This window comes from Gemmatimonadota bacterium, from assembly GCA_021295815.1.
Taxonomy (GTDB): domain Bacteria; phylum Gemmatimonadota; class Gemmatimonadetes; order Longimicrobiales; family Gaopeijiaceae; genus JAGWBQ01.
Genome location: JAGWBQ010000002.1, coordinates 109,599 through 127,257 on the forward strand (window position 1 = coordinate 109,599; position 17,659 = coordinate 127,257).

Below are 17,659 nucleotides of genomic sequence, written 5' to 3' on the forward strand. Positions count from 1 at the left end.
CTTATCTTCCGCGAAACTCCGGTCTCCTCTTCTCGATGAAGGCGCGCACGCCCTCCCTGCCGTCCTCGGAGGCGAAGGCTTCCATGAAGAGATCCTTCTCCAGCAAAAGTCCGTCGGCGAGCGGGTGTTCGAACGCCTGCCTGAGCGCCCGCTTCGCGAGCCGAAGCGCGACCGGACTCCAGCGCGCGATCCGCCGGGCGATCTCCAGCGCCCGCTCCAGATGCTCGCCGGGCGCCGTAACCTCGTCGACGAGGCCGATGCGCAGGGCGTCGTCGCTGCCCACGAAGTCGCCGGTGAAGCACATGATCGACGCCCAGCCTCTCCCGACTAGCCGGGGCAGACGCTGACTCCCGCCACCGCCCGGAATGAGTCCCAGCCTGATCTCCGCCTGTGAGATGAGCGTACCGGAATCCGCCACGCGCATGTCGCAGGCGAGCGCGAGTTCGGTCCCTCCACCGATGCAATATCCATGCAGGGCGGCGATTACCGGCAGCTCGAAGTCGGCAACGGTCTCGAAGACCCGTCTGGCCATGTAGGTCGCTCTCTGCTCTTCGGGCGATCGGGCCGCGAAGTCCCGGATGTCGGCTCCAGCGGCGAAGGCGCGATTGCCGGCGCCGCAAAGCACGACGGTCCGGACCTCCTCGTCGGAGCCCAGGGAGTCGAAGGCTTCGCAGAGTCGCGCGCGCAGTTCGGAGTTGAGCGCGTTCAACCTCTCGGGTCGATTCAAGGTCACCACGGCGACGCCCTCGTGCGGACGTTCGACGATAACCGTGGGGGCCGTCACTCGGCGTCACCTGCGGTCGTCTTGGCGTCCTCCTCCCTCGGCCAATGGTAAAACCCCCTTCCCGACTTCTTCCCGAGCCTGCCCTCGGCGACCATCTCGCGCAGAAGCGTCGGGGGCGTGAAACTTGAGGAACCGAGTTCCTCGTGGAGATAGTCGGCAATGGCGAGCCGCACGTCCAGCCCCACGAGATCGGTAAGTCGAAGCGGCCCCATCGGATGGCCGTACCCCAGCTTCATCGCCTTGTCGATGTCCGCCGGCGAAGCCACCTCCTCCTCGACCATCCGAATGGCCTCCATGCCCAGGGCGATGCCGAGACGAGAAGAGGCGAAGCCGGGGGAATCCCTGACGACTATGGGATCCTTGCCCAGGCGTTCCGAGAACGCGACCGCGATCGCCACCGTGTCGGGGGAGGTCTCGGGGCCGGCCACGACCTCCACCAGCCGCATGATGTGGACGGGATTGAAGAAGTGCATCCCCACGAAGCGCGTCGGTTCGGGCGCGCCAGGAGCCAGCCCGGCGACGGAAAGCGAGGAGGTGTTGGTGGCGACGACGGCGGTATCGGTCAACGCTCCGTTCAATTCGGCTAGGATGCGCCGTTTGACCTTTGCCACCTCGGGCGCGGCTTCTACGACCAGGTCGGCCTCGTCGACCGCTTCCCTTACGCTGGGCGCGGACTCGATCAAGGAGAGCGTCTTGTCGCGGTCCGTCTCGCTGAGCTTCCCCAAGGAGACTCCCTTGTCGAGGTTGGCCCGGATGCGGTCGCGAGCGTTGCTCCACCCGCCGGGTGCGGGATCGTAAACCCTGACCTCGCATCCGGCCTGCGCGCACACTTGCGCGATGCCGTGACCCATGGTACCGGCTCCGATGACCGCCGCGCGCTCGATCTTCATGACGTACCCTCCCAGAGCGTGACGATACCCTGTCCGACACCGATGCACATGGTCGCGAGGGCCTTGGCGCTGCCGCGCCGCTTCATCTCGTGCACGAGCGTCGTCACGATGCGCGCCCCCGAGCAACCGAGCGGATGGCCGAGCGCGATCGCGCCCCCGTTCACGTTGACGGTATCGGGATCGAGGCCGATCTCTCGGACGCAAGGGACGGCTTGGGCCGCAAAGGCCTCGTTTACCTCCGCAAGCTCGATCTCCGACGCCTCCCAGCCGGCTCGACGAAGCGCCCTTCCGCTAGCCGACACCGGGCCGAGTCCCATCAGGTCCGGCTCGACTCCCGCCAGAGCCGATCCGACGAAGCGCGCCATCGGCTCGAGACCGAGTTCGCGCCCCCGAGTCGAGGAGGAGAGCAGGAGGGTCGCAGCACCGTCGTTCAGGCCTGAGGAGTTGCCGGCGGTCACGGAGCCGTCCGCACGGAAAACGGGACGCAGACGGGCCAGTTCCTCCATGTCGGTTCCAGGTCTCGGGTGTTCGTCGCGGTCGACCATCTCGACTCCGCGCCGGCGCTTGATTTCCACCGGTACGATCTCGGCGTCGAAACGCCCGGCTTCCATTGCGGCGTGAGCCGCCTTCTGGCTCCTTACCGCGAATTCGTCCTGAAGCTCCCGCGTGACCGAGCGAACCTCCGCCACCCGCTCGGCGGTCTCGCCCAGGCTCACCGTCCAATCGGAGGAGAACGCGGGGTTCGCGAACCGCCATCCCAGCACGGTGTCGGCGAACTCAGGCACGCCCCTTGCGAACGCTTTCTCCGCCTTGAGCATTACCAGGGGGGCGCGACTCATGCTTTCCACACCGCCCGCGATGAAAAGGTCGCCCTCTCCGGCCGCGATGGCGTGACCCGCCGCGATTATCGCCTGCATGCCCGAGCCGCATAGCCGGTTCACGGTCTGGCCCGGGACGCCCACCCCGAGTCCGGCGCGGAGCGCGGCCATGCGAGCGACATTTCGATTGTCTTCGCCGGCCTGGTTTGCGCAGCCCATGATCACGTCGTCGACGATAGCGGGATCGATGCCGGAGCGTTCGACGAGGGCTTCCACCGCGACCGCCGCCAGATCGTCGGGGCGCACGGAGGCGAGCGCACCGCCGTGGCGGCCGATGGGGGTTCTGACCGCAGCCAGGACCCAGACCTCCCGCGCACCCATCTTCAGTCGAGCGCGACCCAGACGCTCTTGGTCTGGGTGTATTTCTCGAGCGCCGATTCGTAGCCGAGATCCCGCCCGAAACCGCTCATCTTGAAGCCGCCGAACGGAGAAGAGGCGTCGTAACGATTGTACGCGTTGACCCAGACCACACCGGCATCGAGGGCCGCCGCGACCCGATGAGCCTTGCCCGTGTCGCGAGTCCAAACCCCTGCCGCCAAACCGTAGATGGTGTCGTTGGCCTTCGCGACGGCGTCATCCACATCGTCAAAGGGGATCACGGCGGCGACCGGGCCGAAGATCTCTTCACGGGCAATCTTCATCTCCGGCTCGACGTCTGCGAACACCGTGGCTTCCACGAAGTTGCCCCTGCCGTTCACCGTGCGCCTCTCGCCTCCAGCGACTAGACGGGCGCCTTCGTTCCTTCCCGCCTCCACATAAGCCATGACCCGCTCGAGCTGCTCTTCGCTCACTATCGCGCCGATGCGGGTCGCGCGGTCGAAGGGATCGCCCACGGGCATGAACGCCGTCGAACCGGCGTAGTTTTCCACGAACTCGTCGTACACCGCTCGCTCGACCAGCACGCGGGAACCTGCGGCGCACACCTCGCCCTTGCCGTAGAAGACTCCCATGGTCGCTCCCTTGAGAGCCGCCTTCAGATCGGAGTCGGCGAAGACGATGTTGGGAGATTTGCCGCCGAGCTCGAGCGAGATCTTCTTCAGGGTCTCGGCCGCCGCCCGCATGACCTTCTTGCCGACCTCCGTGGAACCGGTGAAGGAGATGGCGTCCACGAGCGGATGCTCCACCAGGGCCGCGCCGGCTCCCTCGCCGTAGCCGGGCACCACGTTGAGGGTTCCGGCCGGGAAACCGACCTCGGCTGCGAGCTCGCCGAGACGCAGCGCGGTGAGCGGCGTCTGCTCCGCCGGCTTGAGCACCACCGCGTTGCCGGTGGCGAGAGCCGGAGCGACCTTCCAGCTCGCGAGCGAGAGCGGGAAATTCCAGGGGACGATGCACCCGACCACGCCAACGGGCTCGCGGAGAGTGTAATTGAGGAAGGCTCCCTGCACGGGAATGGTCGCGCCCTGCACCTTGTCGGCGAGCCCTGCGAAGTAGCGGAAGACACGGACGACCATGGGGATATCGACGAAGCGCGACTCGAAGTAGGGCTTGCCGTTGTCCAAGGTCTCCAGGCGGGCGAGCAGGTCGGCCTCGGCCTCGATGGCGCCGGCGAGTCGCCACAGGAGCTCCGCCCGTTCGGCCCCTTCGGCGGCGGCCCACTCTCCTCCCCTGACCGCGGCCGCCTTCGCCGCCTCTACCGCGCTGTCGATGTCGGCGTTCTCGGCCAGGGCGACCTCGGCGATCACCTCGCCGGTGGCGGGATTGCGCGTAAGGAAGCTCTTACCGGAAACCGCCTCGCGCCACTCGTTGGCGATCCAGAGCTTTCCGTCGCCCGGGACCGGTGCCTTGGGTTCGTCCATGCGGCGGTTACTTCCCGGTGAAATTGGCCCTTCGCTTCTGCACGTAGGCGGAGAGTCCTTCGCCGGCGTCGCTCGACGCGAACAGCTGGGCCTGGAGCTCACGTTCGAGTGCGAGCGCCAGTTCGAAGGGCACCTCGGCGCCGGTCTGTACCGACCGCTTGATAAGCCCGACCGCCTTGCTCGCCTTGCCGGGCGTCGTGAAGCCGGCGGCGTAATTCAGGACCGCCTCCACGAACGCCTCCGTCGAATCGGCTTCGATCACCTCGTTGACGATACCGAGCTCTTCCGCCCGTTCGAACGGGAAGGTGCTTCCCTCCGCCATGAGCTGGATGGCGCGGGATTTGCCGACGATGCGCGCGAGGCGCTGGGTGCCGCCCGTTCCCGGCAGCACACCCAGGTTCACCTCCGGCAGACCGGCCTTGCCCGCGTCCTTGCGCGCAAGCCGGATATCGGCGGCCATCGCGATTTCGAGGCCGCCCCCGACCGTGTGTCCGTTAAGAGCCGCGATCACGAGCTTGGGCGTTTGCTCCAGACGGTTGAGCGTCTCGTTGGCGTGGAGGCAGAAGCAGTACTTCCAGTCCGGATCGGCGCTGTCGAGCATGTTGATGTTCGCGCCGGCGCAGAAGAAGCGGTCGCCTTTGCCGGTAATGACCACGACCTCGACCTCCTTGTCGAAGCGCACGCTCACGATGTGCTCGTCGAGCTGACGCATCATCTCGTGGGTGTAGGTGTTCGCAGGAGGATCGTCGAGCGTCAGAAGGGCGATCCTGTCCTTCACATCGAGGTGAACTAGGGTGTTTTCGGCCATGGTCCGTGGGTAGCGGTGAGAGGTCGCCGACGGCGAGTCGGGAAGCCTTACACACCTGTTCCCGGCTGGTTCACCTGATCGATGTCAAGACTCCATGAGGTCGACGAACCTCTCAGCCGTTCTCGACTCCACGCGCGGATCGTCCACGGACCGTCAGAAGCGGATGTTCACCAACGAGATCCGCCAGGAAACGCCTGCGTCGTCGAGGTGGGGTGGAGGGTCGCTCTCCAGACGTACCGGCGTCGGAATCGGCAGCCCAAGGGAGAGTTCGTTTTCGTGCCATGCGATGAGAGAGCCGGCGGCCAGGACACCGGAGGCGGGTGGCGCCGCCCTCGGGTTCGATCTATCCAACAGTAGGGAAGCCCGGACCGTCGCCTCCGGCAGGATCTCCGAATCGGACCTGCTGAAAACCGCGCCGCCTACAAGGCCGGCCACGCTGCCGGCAAGCGGGAGTGCCAACCACGATCTGTCGGCCTCCGGTCGCGCGATGAGGGTTACACCCAAACCGACCGCGCCTCCGAGCACTCCGACCAAGCTGACCGCGCGCGCCTGACTGCGGCTCAACCCCACCCCGTGAGCCAATCCCGCACCCGCGATCAGGCCGACATTCCCGGTGATGAGCGCGGCCGCCATGCGGTCGCCGTCGTCGAGATCGAAGAGCGCCCCCGCAGCCGTGCCGAACCACATGCCCCACAGACTGCCGAGGCTTGCGGTCTCGGCCACCCCTTCGGTGACGTCCCGCCTGGCCAGCAGCAGACCCGCCAGGAGTCCGACGCCGCTGCCGGCGATGGTCGCTCCGTCGTCGACACGTTCCCGGGCGACGAAGGACCAGCCCCCTCCCTGTATCGCCCCCCAGGTTCCGCCCCATGTGATCGCCCGCGCCTGTCCCATCGTGTAGGGACGTCTTCCGGAGAGCGCCCGTCCACCAAAGAAGCCCGCCGGCCCGCCCAACAGAATGCCGACGCCGTAAGGCTCGGTCCCGTCGGCGTCCAGAGCGACCGGAATCATCACCCCCAGAAAGAGTCCGTACATGGTCGACCAGACCCGGAGCTCGAGAGAGCCGCTGCCGATCGTCGCCTGGCCGACGCGGTCTCGAATCAGCTCCGCGACCGGTGTGTCGGGGAACTTCAAGAGAATGAATTCGTAGAGCGCGGACGCCACCTCCTCGTCTCCCGCCCGTTGGAAGGATTCGGCGGCCCCGAGTAGGATCGACGCCGAGTCGGCTGAGCTCTGGGCCCTCCCGGTCGTGGGTGCGAGGGCGTGGAGTGCAAACGACATCGAGCAGATGAACGCTGTTCTCGCCACCCACCGGATGAGAGGTGCGCAACGCCTGCGGACCGCTCGGCCGCCGCGCCGTGGGAGACCGCGTTCATGGGAGCGCGGACTTGAGTTCGTGCCGGTCGGTCTGAACATGTCGGGGAGGATCCGTCGAGGAGGGTCGTACTTGGCGGGCGGGCGGTGAAGGACGCCGGCTCGGAGTACGTAACTTACGGGACGAGGAAGCTCGCGTTTCGGCGCCGTCGTACTCCGCGACGTCCTAGCCTGTCCGTATTCCGTAACTTACGGGCCAAGGGAGCTCGCGTCGCATTTTCAACACCAATCCAGACAATATGAAGTTTTCGGAAATGGTCACGGATTCGACTCTGCGGAGAGCGGTCTCGGCGATCGCCGCTGCGCTTGCGCTCGGGGCTTGGATCCTCCCCGATTCACAGGAATCCGGCCCGGTTCTGGTCGTCCCCGTGACAGGCGAGATCGAGCACGGACTCGCGCCCTTCATAGAGAGGTCGATCAGGGAGGCGGTCGAACGTGGGGCCGGTGTGGTCGTGCTCGAGATCGACACCCCGGGCGGGCGGGTCGACGCCGCTCAGCGCATAGTGGACGCGGTCACCGATTCCGAGACGCCCGTCTACGCCTTCGTCAACCGACGAGCGTTCTCGGCCGGCGCCATGATCGCGCTCGCCACCGATGGCGTCCGCATGCGGCCGGGAGCCGTGATCGGCGCAGCGACTCCGGTTCTCGGTACCGAAAAGGCGCCGGAGAAGTACGTTTCGGCCATGCGCAGTGAGATGCGCGCCATCGCCGAGCTCCGGGGACTCGACCCCGACGTGGCTGAAGCCATGGTAGACGAATCTGTCGCGGTTGAGGGTGTGAGCGAAGCGGGAAAACTCCTTACGCTTACGACGGAAGAGGCGGTGGAGGTGGGATACGCCGATGAGGTGGAAAACCTCGACGCCCTCCTCGCCGACCTGGGTTTCGCCGCTTCGGAGGTCGTGCTCATGGAGGTGAACTGGGCCGAGCACTTCGTGCGCTTTCTGGCGAATCCGGCCATAACCTCCCTGCTGCTCTCCATCGGTGTCCTCGGGCTCATCACCGAGATCAAGTCGCCCGGTTTCGGCCTCGCGGGAGCGGCCGGCGCCGTCGCTCTTTTCCTCTTCTTCGGCTCCCATCTGATACTGGGTCTGGCCGGAATCGAAGATGTGCTTATTTTCACGGCTGGGCTCGTGCTCATCGCCGTCGAGGTCCTGCTGCTGCCCGGATTCGGCATTTTCGGGATTCTGGGGCTGCTCGGCGTGGTCGGGGGCATCTACATGGGCCTGCTGGGTTCGCTCCCGCTGGCCGTCGACTTCACCAGGGCAGGTATGGTTCTCACCGTTGTGCTGCTCGCCACCGTCGTGACCGGCGGTGTGCTCGTGTACAAGCTACCCGGCAGCGCGACGCTTCTGCGCAGTTCGATCTTCCTGGGCCGTCGCATGGACCGAAGCACGGGCTTCGAGTCGCAGCACGTGCGCTCCGAACTGGTGGGACGACGGGGTCAGGCGGTCACCGATCTGCGCCCGTCGGGTACCGCTCTCATCCACGGAGAGCGCGTCGACGTGGTGTCGGATTCGGAATGGATCGATGCGGGAACCCAGGTCGAGGTAATCTCGGCGGAGGGTTACCGCCAGGTCGTCCGCCCCGTGACCCGGGAGCGGATTCCTCCACCTCAACCAAGTCTCGATCAGGACGGATAAATGGAAAACAATCTCGACTCTCTCTTCAGCCTGATGGGTGTCTTCGCACTCATTTTCGTGGCCGGCGTCTTCCTGTGGGCCGTGCCGGTGCGTCTTTGGATCGAGGCGATCTCGGCGGGCGTCCGGGTGGGCATCGGCTATCTGGTCGGTATGCGTCTCCGCAAGGTGTCGCCGCCGGCGGTGGTGCGCCCTCTCATCTGGTCCACCAAGGCGGGTCTCGACCTCGAGATCGCCGACTTGGAGGCCCACTATCTTGCCGGAGGTCAGGTGCACAGGGTGGTGCGGGCGCTGATCTCGGCCGACAAGGCGAACATCGAGCTCTCCTTCAATCAGGCGGCGGCCATCGATCTGGCGGGGCGAGACGTTTTCGAGGCGGTGCAGGTCTCGGTCAACCCCAAGGTCATCAACACGCCCAAGGTCGCGGCTATGGCCAAGGACGGCATCCAGCTCATCGCTCTCGCCCGGGTGACCGTGCGCGCCAACATCAATCGTCTCGTGGGCGGCGCGGGCGAGGAGACCATTCTGGCCCGCGTGGGCGAGGGCATCGTCTCCACGATCGGTTCCTCGGGAACCCACAAGGGAGTGCTCGAGAACCCGGACGCCATCTCGCAGACGGTCCTGCAGAAGGGGCTCGATTCGGGCACGGCCTTCGAAATCCTCTCGATCGACATCGCCGACGTGGATGTGGGCAAGAACATAGGTGCCGAGCTCCAGACCGATCAGGCGGAGGCCGACAAGAGGGTGGCCCAGGCCAGGGCGGAAGAGCGCAGAGCCATGGCGGTCGCCTCCGAGCAGGAGATGACGGCCAGGGTGGCCGAAATGAGGGCCGAGGTGGTCAAGGCCGAGGCCCAGGTGCCGCTCGCCATAGCCGACGCCTTCCGTTCCGGCAATCTCGGCATTATGGACTACGTCAAGTACCAGAACGTCGAGGCGGACACCTCCATGAGACGGTCAATCGCCGCTCCGGACGACACCGGCGGCGAACAGGGAAGCTGACCGACCCCGCGAACCATGGAGTATCTCGTAATTCTGGCTGTTCTGGCGACGCTCTTCGACGCCATGAACAAGAAGAACAAGCAGAAACGCCAGAGGGCCGAGCTCGAGGAGATCGAACGTCGCGAGGCCCAAGGCGACACACCCTCGGCGGTGGCGGAACGGGCCGCGACGAAAGAGACGACGGGGCGGTCTGACGGGTCGCCTCCGTCGGTCGCGTCGGTCCCGGTTGAGACCAGACCGCGGTCGCGCACGGAAGTCGCGGAAGATCCCGATGCGGTGCGACTGATGCTGAAGCAGCTCGGGCTCGGTGTCGAACCACCCGGGCTCGAGACTCCGACCGTGCCGCCACCGAGCAGCCGGCAGGATACGGCTCCGCGCCCTCCGGGCCGGCGAGGCTCCGGAGGCCGGGGCGTACCTGCCTACAGAGGCGCCTCCGAGCACGGCGGCGGAAGCGCGAGCTCCGCGCGGCGGCGGGTTCCCGAGCGCCACAGGGCCGCCCCGGCCTCGCGGGACGTGGCGCCGCCCGACTTTCGGGCGCCCGCCGCAACGGAGCGGCGGGACCGGCAGCCGACGTCCGTCCGCACCCGCCGTCCTGTTGCCGCCGAAGCGACCTCGGTCGCGAGAAGAGACCACCCGCTCCACCGGCGGAGCCGGGGCTACGGAACCGCCCCTTCCACCCGAGCCCCCTCGCGATGGGGACTCAAGGCGGAGAAGCGCTCCCCGGGAAGCGACGTTCGGGCCATGCTCGCCGGCTCGGATTCGCGCTCCCTCAGGAACGCGATCATCCTCCGGGAGGTGTTCGGGCCGCCCGCCGGCACCAGGAAGGATCCCGCCGACCCACGCTCGTGAGACCTGCAGGCCGCTAGACGACCTCCTCCTTCGTCATCTGCCGCAGCACCGCCCGCAGGATACCCCCTTCCCGGTAGTAGCGGACGTCCACCTCGGAATCAAGACGGGCCACGGCGCCGAATCGGGTTTCACGGCCGTCGCCCCGTGCGACGATGTCCACTTCGGCCCGAGGCGCGAGCCCGTTCTCGATGCCGAGCACGTCGTACACCTCGGTGCCGTCCAGACCGAGCGCGCCGGGGCTTTCACCCGGCATGAATTCCAAAGGCAGCACGCCCATCCCGACGAGATTGCTGCGGTGGATGCGCTCGTAGCTCTCGGCGATCACGGCGCGCACGCCGAGTAGCGCGGTACCCTTGGCGGCCCAGTCCCTCGAGCTGCCCGTGCCGTACTCCGCTCCCGCCAGCACCACCAGCGGCGTCCCGTCCTCCCGGTATCTCAGAGCGGCGGCGTAGATGCTCATCTCCTCGCCGCTGGGATGATGGATGGTGCGGCCGCCCTCGCGTCCGCCGAGCAGAAGGTTTCTGATGCGCACGTTCGCGAAGGTGCCCCGCATCATCACCTCGTGGTTGCCGCGCCGCGCACCGAAGGTGTTGAAATCCTTCACCGCGACTCCCAGCGAACGCAGGTAGCTGCCGGCCGATCCCGCCTTGGCTATGGCTCCGGCCGGCGAGATGTGGTCCGTGGTGACCGACTGCCCCAGCACCGCCAGCGTCCGCGCACCGCGGATGTCGGTCGGGGGAGTCGCGTCCGAAGCCATGCCTTCGAAGAACGGAGGATAGCGAACGTATGTCGATTCCGGTTCCCACTCGAATAGCCCTCCCTCCTCGGGAAGAGGCAGGTTGCGCCAGTTGGCGTCGCCGTCGGCCACGCGGGCGTAGCGTTTCGCGAACATCTCCGGCTTCAGCGAGGCGGAGATGGTGTCCCTGACCTCCTCGGGAGACGGCCAGATGTCTGAGAGAAAGACTGCGCTGCCGTCGGAGCCCGTACCGAGTGGTTCGGCGCTCAGATCGATATCGACCCGCCCGGCGATCGCGTAGGCCACTACCAGGACCGGCGAGGCGAGGTAGTTGGCGCGGACCGCCGGATGGATCCGAGCTTCGAAATTACGGTTGCCGGAGAGCACCGACGCCACCACCAATCCTCCATCCTCGACCTCGCGCTGCACGGCGACGGGCAGCGGACCGCTGTTGCCGATGCAGGTCATGCAGCCGTAGCCCACAACGTGAAAGCCCAGGGCTTCGAGGTAGGGAAGGAGTCCGGCCTGCTCGAGATAGTCCGTAACCACGCCGCTCCCGGGCGCCATCGCCGTCTTCACGGCATCGGGAACCGAGAGACCGCGCTCGACCGCCGCCTTCGCGAGCAGACCGGCGCCGACCATCACGGAGGGGTTGGAAGTGTTGGTGCAGCTCGTAATGGACGCAATCACCACGCTGCCGTGGTCGAGCGAGCCGGCGGTGCGCTCCGTTCCCGAGCCGTTCGACGCCGCGCTTCTTCCGTTCGCGGACGCGCCGGCGGGCAGGAGGCCGGGGAGGTCGCGGGTGAAGCTTTCGCGCATCTCGCTCATGCGGATCCGGTCCTGAGGTCGCCTGGGTCCGGCGAGCGACGGTTCGACCGAACCGAGGTCGAGCGCCACCGAGGAGGTGTACCGGGGGTCCGGCGTCCCGTCGGTGCGGAAGAGCCCCATCGTTCTGGAGGCGCGTTCCACCCGCTCGATGTGAGCCTCGCTTCTGCCGGTGCCACGCAGGTATGCGAGCGCTTGGGCGTCCACCGGAAAGAAACCGACGGTGGCCCCGTACTCGGGCGACATGTTGGCTAGGGTCGCGCGGTCGGGAAGCGAGAGCGCATCCAGACCCGGACCGTGGTATTCGACGAAGCGCCCCACCACGCCGTGCTCGCGGAGCAGCTCGGTAACCCTCAGGACGAGGTCGGTCGCGGTGGAGCCGCGCGGCAGGGATCCGCTCAAGCGCACGCCGACCACCTCGGGAAGCAGCATGTAGTAGGGCTGCCCGAGCATGACCGCCTCCGCCTCGATGCCGCCCACGCCCCATCCCAGCACGCCGAGACCGTTCACCATCGTCGTGTGCGAGTCGGTGCCGACGAGCGTGTCGGGGTAGAGCATCGGCCCGCCGCTCTCGTTTCGGTGGACCACCGAAGCCAGGTGTTCGAGGTTCACCTGATGTACGATGCCGGTGCCCGGCGGCACCACGGAGAAGTTGTCGAAGGCCTGTTGCGCCCAGCGTAACAGCGCGTAGCGTTCCCGGTTGCGTTCGAACTCGCGCTCCACGTTGAGTCGGAAGGCGTCGGCGAAGCCGAAGTGATCCACTTGGACCGAGTGGTCGATGACCAGGTCTACCGGCACGACCGGGTTGATGCGATCCGGGTCGCCCCCCAGAGCCTTGATACCGTCGCGCATAGCGGCGAGATCCACCACGGCCGGGACGCCGGTGAAATCCTGGAGTACGACGCGGGCGGGCATGAAGGGGAGCTCGAAGCCGGAGGTCTCCGGACTCCAGGCGGCCACCGCCTCCACATGGGCCGCGGTGGTCGCCCCGCCGAGGAGGCCAAGCGCGTTCTCGAGGAGCACTCGGATGGTGAAGGGCAGAGCGGCAAGATCGTCGACGATACCCGCATCCTCGAGGCCGCCCAGACGGTGGCACGAGGCGCTCCCTTCGGCGAGGTCGAGAGATACGAGGGTTCCGAAAGGGTCTGTGGCGGATGGATGGCTCACAATGTCTCCGGCTGGGGTTGCTGCTGGGCACTACCGTCGGCTCGTAATTTTGTGCCTGGCAGCTCGTGGCGAAACTCGCGCGAAGCCTTGACGCGGGCGGGGCGAAGTGCGACCATATAGCAGTTCGTGGCGAAAACTCGCGCTAGTACCGAGAGCGGCGAAGAGAATGCAAGGTCGCGCTGTTGGTGGGAGGCTTTGCCCACGGGCCGATTAGTCCCGCCCGGGATTGGCGTGCCGTACGCGCGTTCGGGCCGGGGTGGCGGAACGGTAGACGCGGCGGCCTCAAAAGCCGCTGTCCGCAAGGACGTGCGGGTTCGATTCCCGCCCCCGGTATGCCATGACAACTGAGTCGATCGAGCCCATCGCGGCTCCACTGTGAGGAACACCTGATGGAAGCGGAAGCAGGAGCTGAGAAGAGCCCCACTCTGAGAATGCGGGACGACCGCACCGGGAGGGAATATGCCTCTCAGATTCTCGAGGGCGACGTGGTTCGCGCCATGGACCTTAGGAGAATCAGAGTCGAGGATTCGGATTTCGGCATGATGTCGTACGATCCGTCCTTTTCGAACACGGCGAGCACACGCTCCGCCGTAACCTACGTCGACGGCGGCAAGGGCGTCTTGCGCCACCGAGGCTACCCGATCGACCAGCTTGCGGAGCGGTCGAGCTTCCTGGAGGTGTCCTTCCTGATCCTCAACGGGGAACTTCCGACGGCGGACGAACTGGAAGCCTTCGAGAAGACGGTCGCGGCCGAGTACGCCTTGCCGGCGCACATGGACGGCCTCTTCGACTCGTTCCCGCACGCGGCATCGCCCATGGCGATGGTCATGACCGGAGTGAGCGCCTTGGCGGCGGTCTCGCCGGAGGCCCGCGATGTGACCGATCCCGAGGCTCGCCGGCGCGAGACCGTCAAGCTCATCGCCAAGATGCCGACGCTGGCCGCTCACGCATTTCGCCGGAGTTTGGGAGAGCCCTATTTGGCCCCGGTCGGCGGGAGCTATGCCGGCAACTTCCTTCATATGCTCTTCGACAGCGACGACGGCGAGCGGGACCCCAACCCGGTCTTCGAGAAGGCCCTCGACCTGCTTTTCGTTCTCCACGCCGACCATGAGCAGAACTGCTCGACGACGGCGATGCGGGTGATCGGCTCGTCTCACGCCGACCCCTATTCGGCGCTGGCGGGCGCGATCGGCGCCCTGTCCGGACCGCTCCACGGCGGAGCCAACGAGGCGGTTCTGCGCATGTTGCGCCGGATCGGCACCGTCGACCGGATTCCCGAGTTCCTCGACGGCGTGAAGGACAAACGGGAAAGACTCATGGGCTTCGGACACCGGGTTTACCGCGCCTACGATCCGCGCGCCAGCATCATCAAGCGTGCCGCCGACGAGGTATTTCAGGTAGCAGGGCGCAATCCGCTTCTCGATGTCGCCGTCGAGCTCGAGCGCATCGCTCTCGACGAGGACTACTTCATCTCCCGCAACCTCTACCCGAACGTCGATTTCTACTCCGGACTCATCTATCAGGCGATCGGTCTTCCGATGGGGATGTTCCCCGTGCTCTTCGCCGTTCCGCGCACGGTCGGTTGGTTGACGCAGTGGGACGAGATGCTTCGAGATCCCGAGCAGCGCATCGCGAGACCTCGACAGGTCTACGTGGGTCACGACGAGAGGCCGTACGTGGGCGTGGATGCCCGGGAATGACCCCACGGCGGTAGGCGACCTGACCCTGATCGATCTCCGCCATCAGGGAAACGGAGGAGCGATCGCCTGTTATCTGCTCGATGCCGAAGGGCCGACGATAGTCGATCCCGGTCCGTCCACGACCGTCGACAGACTCGTGGACGAGCTGGCGGCTCGGGGTGTCGGCCGAGACGATCTCAGGCACGTGCTGCTGACGCACGTCCATCTCGACCATGCCGGAGCGACCGGCCATCTTCTCAGACGTTTCCCGCAGGCCAAGGTGTGGCTTCACGCCGACGCCGCTCCTCACCTGATCGATCCCACCCGACTTGTGGCGAGCACGCGCAGGACCTTCGGCGCGATGCACGACGAGCTCTGGGGCGAGGTCTTGCCGGCGGCCGGGAGCAGGGTCGAGGCGGTCGGGCTCGGCTGGCGGCTGGGACGGCTCAGGGCGATTCACACTCCCGGTCACATTTCCCATCATCTCGCCTACCTCGACGAGGGGGAAGGCACCCTCTACTCCGGCGATTCCATGGGGATCGTGCTGGGAGGCGGACCGACCCACCCTCCCACGCCTCCGCCTGCCGTCGATCTCCGAGCATGGGAGAACACGCTCGCCGCGCTGGCCGCTTTCGGAATCGAGCGTTTCGCGGCCACGCACTTCGGAACGCATTCCGACTTCGAGAAGCGTCGCACCGATTTGGCCGACCGACTGTGCAAGCTCGAGGCCGAAGTACGTCAAGCCATGGCCAGGAACGACGACGGGGCGGGCGCCCGCTACCACGAGAGAGCGCTGGCCGAGCAGTCGGTGGGGCGAGATGACTCCGACCGGAAGGCGATGAAGCGATATTTCGACACCTTTCCCGCGCGAACCGACTGGGCCGGCGTCGTCTTTTACCTGGAGCGAAACCCCTAGCGGTCCGCGGACCGCCCGGCAATCGGTGCGACTCCCTAAGTGGAGGCGACCGCAGCAACTCCGCGATTCCGGAGGAACCGCACGATGACATTCGAACAGATCGCGCATGTCGCCAAGATCATGGCGCTGCTCGCCTGCCTGCCGCTTACTGCGGCTTCCCCTGCCGCATCGGCCCAGGACACAACCCGCCTGCGCGCGGTACCGCCGCCGGTCGTCACTCCACCCTTCATGCAGCGCGCCTACGAGCGGGGATGGAGAGACAGGGACGGCTCGCCCGGCGAGGACTACTGGATCCAGGGCGGCACCTACGAGCTCGCGGCCAGGCTTTTTCCCGACGAATCCCGAGTGGAAGGCAGCGTGCGCATACTCTACGCGAGCGCGGCGCCAGGACGATTTCCCACGGTCTGGCTGCACCTCCATCAGAACCTTCATTCCGAAGGGGTTCCCAGGGAGGAGCCCGTCGAGATAACGGGAGGCATCAACGTGCGCGGCGTCGCCGTGGACGGCGACCCGCTGGAGGAGCTCGACGACCCGATCACCCCCGGTCAGACAGGGTACCACATCGCCGGGACCTTGATGGAAATCGCGCCCCGGGAGCCTCTCCAGGCCGGGGATTCCATGGAAATCACGATGGATTTCGACTTCGTCGTGCCGGAGAGCGGAGCGGGACGCATGGGGCGCTCCGAACGCGAAGTCTACTTCATCGGGTACTGGTTCCCCAAGATGGCGGTTCTGGACGACCTGCGCATCTGGAACGTCGACCCCTACCTGGGCAGGGGAGAGTTCTACGACGGCTTCGCCGACTACTCGGTCGAGATCTCGGTGCCGGAAGGATGGACGGTGATGGGAACCGGGGAGCTGCAAAATCCGCAGGAGGTTTTTTCGGCCCTGACTCTCGAACGCCTGGCCGAAGCCCGCGAATCCGACTCACGCGTGGTCATCGCCGGCCGCGGGGAACGGGGAATTGGCGCCGTGACTCGCGAGGGGGTCAACGGCTGGCTTACCTATCGTTTCAGCGCCACGCAGGTGCGCGATTTCGCGTGGACCGCCTCCAACGTTCAGAACTGGGATGCGGTGTCGGCGGTGGTCGGAGACGTGGACGGCGACGGAGAGGACGATCGCACCTTGGTGCATTCCTTCTGGCGGCCCGAACGGGCGCCGCTATGGGAAGAGCAATGGCGCTGGGCGAAGTTCTCGATCGAGCACCATTCGGACTACACCGGTTTCCCGTATCCCTGGCCCCACATGACCTCGGTCGAAGGCGCGGACATCATCGGCGGCGGGATGGAGTACCCGATGCTCACCGTCATGGGGTCGTACGAGGGAGGCGGTGAACAGGACCTCTTCAACGTCACCTCCCACGAGATCGGGCACATGTGGATCCCGATGATCGTCGGCACCAACGAAAAGGCCTACGCGTGGATGGACGAGGGCGCCACCACCTTTCTGGAGGGCGAGAGCCGCATGGAGTTCTGGCCGGGCGTCGACCATCACAGGGTCGAGGCACGCAGCTACCTGCAGGTGGCGCACGCCGGATTGGAGGCATCCATGATGCGGCACTCGGACGCCTTCCCGCCCGGTCCCGCCTACGGCGTTGCCGCGTACGTGAAACCTGCAGCTCTGATGGTCGCGCTCCGCGAGCTGATTGGGAAGGAAGCCTTCGACAACGCCTACCGCACCTTCATCGACGAGTGGGCCTACAAACACCCGACTCCGTGGGATTTCTTCAACACCTTCGAACGCTTCGCCGAGCAGGATCTGGACTGGTTCTGGAGCGGCTATTTCTTCGAACCATGGCCGATGGACCACGCAGTGGGCATGGTGAGGACGGGAGCGGGCGCAGGACCTGCGGTGACGATCGAAGACCGCGGTTTCGCACCGTTCCCGACCTCCGTTCGCGTCACGACCTCGTCCGGCGAGATCTTGGAGTTCGCGATACCCGTCGAACACTGGCTCGAGGGCAACGGAGAGTATTTGATCGAGATGTCGCCTTCGGTCGGGTCGGTGGTGAGGGTGGAAATCGACCCGTCAGGAACCGCCCCCGACTCCGACCGAGACAACAATATCTGGCCTCGCGGTTAGCCGGACGGAAGGAACGCCGCCCTTCCGCCTGTTAGCTAGCGCCCCGAGCCGCGCTTGCCGGTCGGCCTGCTCGACCGTGAGGACCCGGTCGACGCCCGGGGCGGCGTTCGCGGACGGGCGGAGCTGCTCGACGCCCGGGGCGGCGTTCGCGGACGGGCCGAGTTGCTCGATGCCCGGGGCGGCGTTCGCGGACGGGCGGAGCTGCTCGATGCCCGGGGCGGCGTTCGCGGACGGGCGGAGCT

14 protein-coding genes and 1 tRNA gene are annotated in these 17,659 nt (G+C 66.5%); 8 read left to right on the top strand and 7 right to left on the bottom strand.

All coding sequences use genetic code 11. The features are described 5' to 3' along the window. Position 1: 1 nt before the first annotated feature. The 6 genes from J4G12_01095 to J4G12_01120 all read right to left on the bottom strand — a co-directional run bounded on the left by J4G12_01095 (position 2) and on the right by J4G12_01120 (position 6,434). Complete coding sequence (locus J4G12_01095; GenBank protein MCE2454404.1) at positions 2–784, bottom strand: enoyl-CoA hydratase/isomerase family protein; 783 nt, start codon at positions 782–784, stop codon at positions 2–4. Beyond that, complete coding sequence (locus tag J4G12_01100) at positions 781–1,674, bottom strand: 3-hydroxyacyl-CoA dehydrogenase family protein (GenBank protein MCE2454405.1); 894 nt, start codon at positions 1,672–1,674, stop codon at positions 781–783. Before J4G12_01100 ends, J4G12_01095 begins: the two co-directional genes overlap by 4 nt. Beyond that, entirely contained in the window at positions 1,671–2,873 is a 1,203-nt protein-coding gene (locus J4G12_01105) for a thiolase family protein (GenBank protein ID MCE2454406.1), read from the bottom strand. The genes J4G12_01100 and J4G12_01105 overlap by 4 nt, the downstream gene beginning before the upstream one ends. Positions 2,874–2,875: 2 nt before the next feature. Continuing rightward, positions 2,876–4,348 (bottom strand): aldehyde dehydrogenase family protein, encoded by a 1,473-nt coding sequence (locus J4G12_01110; protein ID MCE2454407.1) that lies wholly within the window; start codon positions 4,346–4,348, stop codon positions 2,876–2,878. 7 nt (positions 4,349–4,355) lie between these two features. Next, positions 4,356–5,156: an enoyl-CoA hydratase/isomerase family protein gene (locus J4G12_01115; protein MCE2454408.1), complete on the bottom strand. Its 801-nt coding sequence runs from the start codon at positions 5,154–5,156 to the stop codon at positions 4,356–4,358. 153 nt (positions 5,157–5,309) lie between these two features. Continuing rightward, positions 5,310–6,434 (bottom strand): hypothetical protein, encoded by a 1,125-nt coding sequence (locus J4G12_01120; protein MCE2454409.1) that lies wholly within the window; start codon positions 6,432–6,434, stop codon positions 5,310–5,312. 332 nt (positions 6,435–6,766) lie between these two features. Between J4G12_01120 and J4G12_01125 the strand changes: the two genes are divergently transcribed. The 3 genes from J4G12_01125 to J4G12_01135 are packed head-to-tail and all read left to right on the top strand — an operon-like array spanning position 6,767 to position 10,012. Beyond that, a complete protein-coding gene (locus J4G12_01125; protein MCE2454410.1) occupies positions 6,767–8,167 on the top strand; it encodes a nodulation protein NfeD in 1,401 nt (466 codons plus the stop codon). Further along, positions 8,168–9,163 (top strand): flotillin-like protein FloA, encoded by a 996-nt coding sequence (floA, locus tag J4G12_01130; GenBank protein MCE2454411.1) that lies wholly within the window; start codon positions 8,168–8,170, stop codon positions 9,161–9,163. It begins immediately after the preceding gene. Positions 9,164–9,178: 15 nt separating this feature from the next. Continuing rightward, on the top strand, positions 9,179–10,012 hold the full coding sequence (locus tag J4G12_01135; GenBank protein ID MCE2454412.1) for a hypothetical protein: 834 nt from the start codon (positions 9,179–9,181) through the stop codon (positions 10,010–10,012). Positions 10,013–10,025: 13 nt separating this feature from the next. On the opposite strand, the gene acnA is transcribed toward J4G12_01135, so the two are convergent. Next, a complete protein-coding gene (gene acnA / locus J4G12_01140; GenBank protein MCE2454413.1) occupies positions 10,026–12,740 on the bottom strand; it encodes an aconitate hydratase AcnA in 2,715 nt (904 codons plus the stop codon). A gap of 250 nt (positions 12,741–12,990) precedes the next feature. On the opposite strand from acnA, the gene J4G12_01145 reads away from it, so the two are divergent. From J4G12_01145 to J4G12_01165, 5 genes are all read left to right on the top strand, one after another. Continuing rightward, a tRNA-Leu gene (locus J4G12_01145) sits at positions 12,991–13,073 on the top strand. 56 nt (positions 13,074–13,129) lie between these two features. After that, positions 13,130–14,440 (top strand): citrate synthase, encoded by a 1,311-nt coding sequence (locus J4G12_01150; GenBank protein ID MCE2454414.1) that lies wholly within the window; start codon positions 13,130–13,132, stop codon positions 14,438–14,440. Further along, on the top strand, positions 14,427–15,335 hold the full coding sequence (locus J4G12_01155) for an MBL fold metallo-hydrolase (protein ID MCE2454415.1): 909 nt from the start codon (positions 14,427–14,429) through the stop codon (positions 15,333–15,335). The genes J4G12_01150 and J4G12_01155 overlap by 14 nt, the downstream gene beginning before the upstream one ends. Before the next feature lie 84 nt (positions 15,336–15,419). After that, a complete protein-coding gene (locus tag J4G12_01160; protein MCE2454416.1) occupies positions 15,420–17,417 on the top strand; it encodes a M1 family metallopeptidase in 1,998 nt (665 codons plus the stop codon). A 54-nt stretch (positions 17,418–17,471) separates the two neighbouring features. Next, positions 17,472–17,659: hypothetical protein (locus J4G12_01165; GenBank protein MCE2454417.1), on the top strand; the 188-nt coding region annotated here is incomplete at its 3' end.

Coding starts and splice junctions, on each gene's coding strand:
- J4G12_01155 (MCE2454415.1), top strand. CDS start 14,427: ATGCCCGGGAATGACCCCACGGCGGTAGGCGACCTGACCCTGATCGAT.
- J4G12_01125 (MCE2454410.1), top strand. CDS start 6,767: ATGAAGTTTTCGGAAATGGTCACGGATTCGACTCTGCGGAGAGCGGTC.
- J4G12_01100 (MCE2454405.1), bottom strand. CDS start 1,674: ATGAAGATCGAGCGCGCGGCGGTCATCGGAGCCGGTACCATGGGTCAC.
- J4G12_01150 (MCE2454414.1), top strand. CDS start 13,130: ATGGAAGCGGAAGCAGGAGCTGAGAAGAGCCCCACTCTGAGAATGCGG.
- J4G12_01115 (MCE2454408.1), bottom strand. CDS start 5,156: ATGGCCGAAAACACCCTAGTTCACCTCGATGTGAAGGACAGGATCGCC.
- J4G12_01110 (MCE2454407.1), bottom strand. CDS start 4,348: ATGGACGAACCCAAGGCACCGGTCCCGGGCGACGGAAAGCTCTGGATC.
- floA (MCE2454411.1), top strand. CDS start 8,168: ATGGAAAACAATCTCGACTCTCTCTTCAGCCTGATGGGTGTCTTCGCA.
- J4G12_01105 (MCE2454406.1), bottom strand. CDS start 2,873: ATGGGTGCGCGGGAGGTCTGGGTCCTGGCTGCGGTCAGAACCCCCATC.
- J4G12_01160 (MCE2454416.1), top strand. CDS start 15,420: ATGACATTCGAACAGATCGCGCATGTCGCCAAGATCATGGCGCTGCTC.
- J4G12_01120 (MCE2454409.1), bottom strand. CDS start 6,434: ATGTCGTTTGCACTCCACGCCCTCGCACCCACGACCGGGAGGGCCCAG.
- J4G12_01135 (MCE2454412.1), top strand. CDS start 9,179: ATGGAGTATCTCGTAATTCTGGCTGTTCTGGCGACGCTCTTCGACGCC.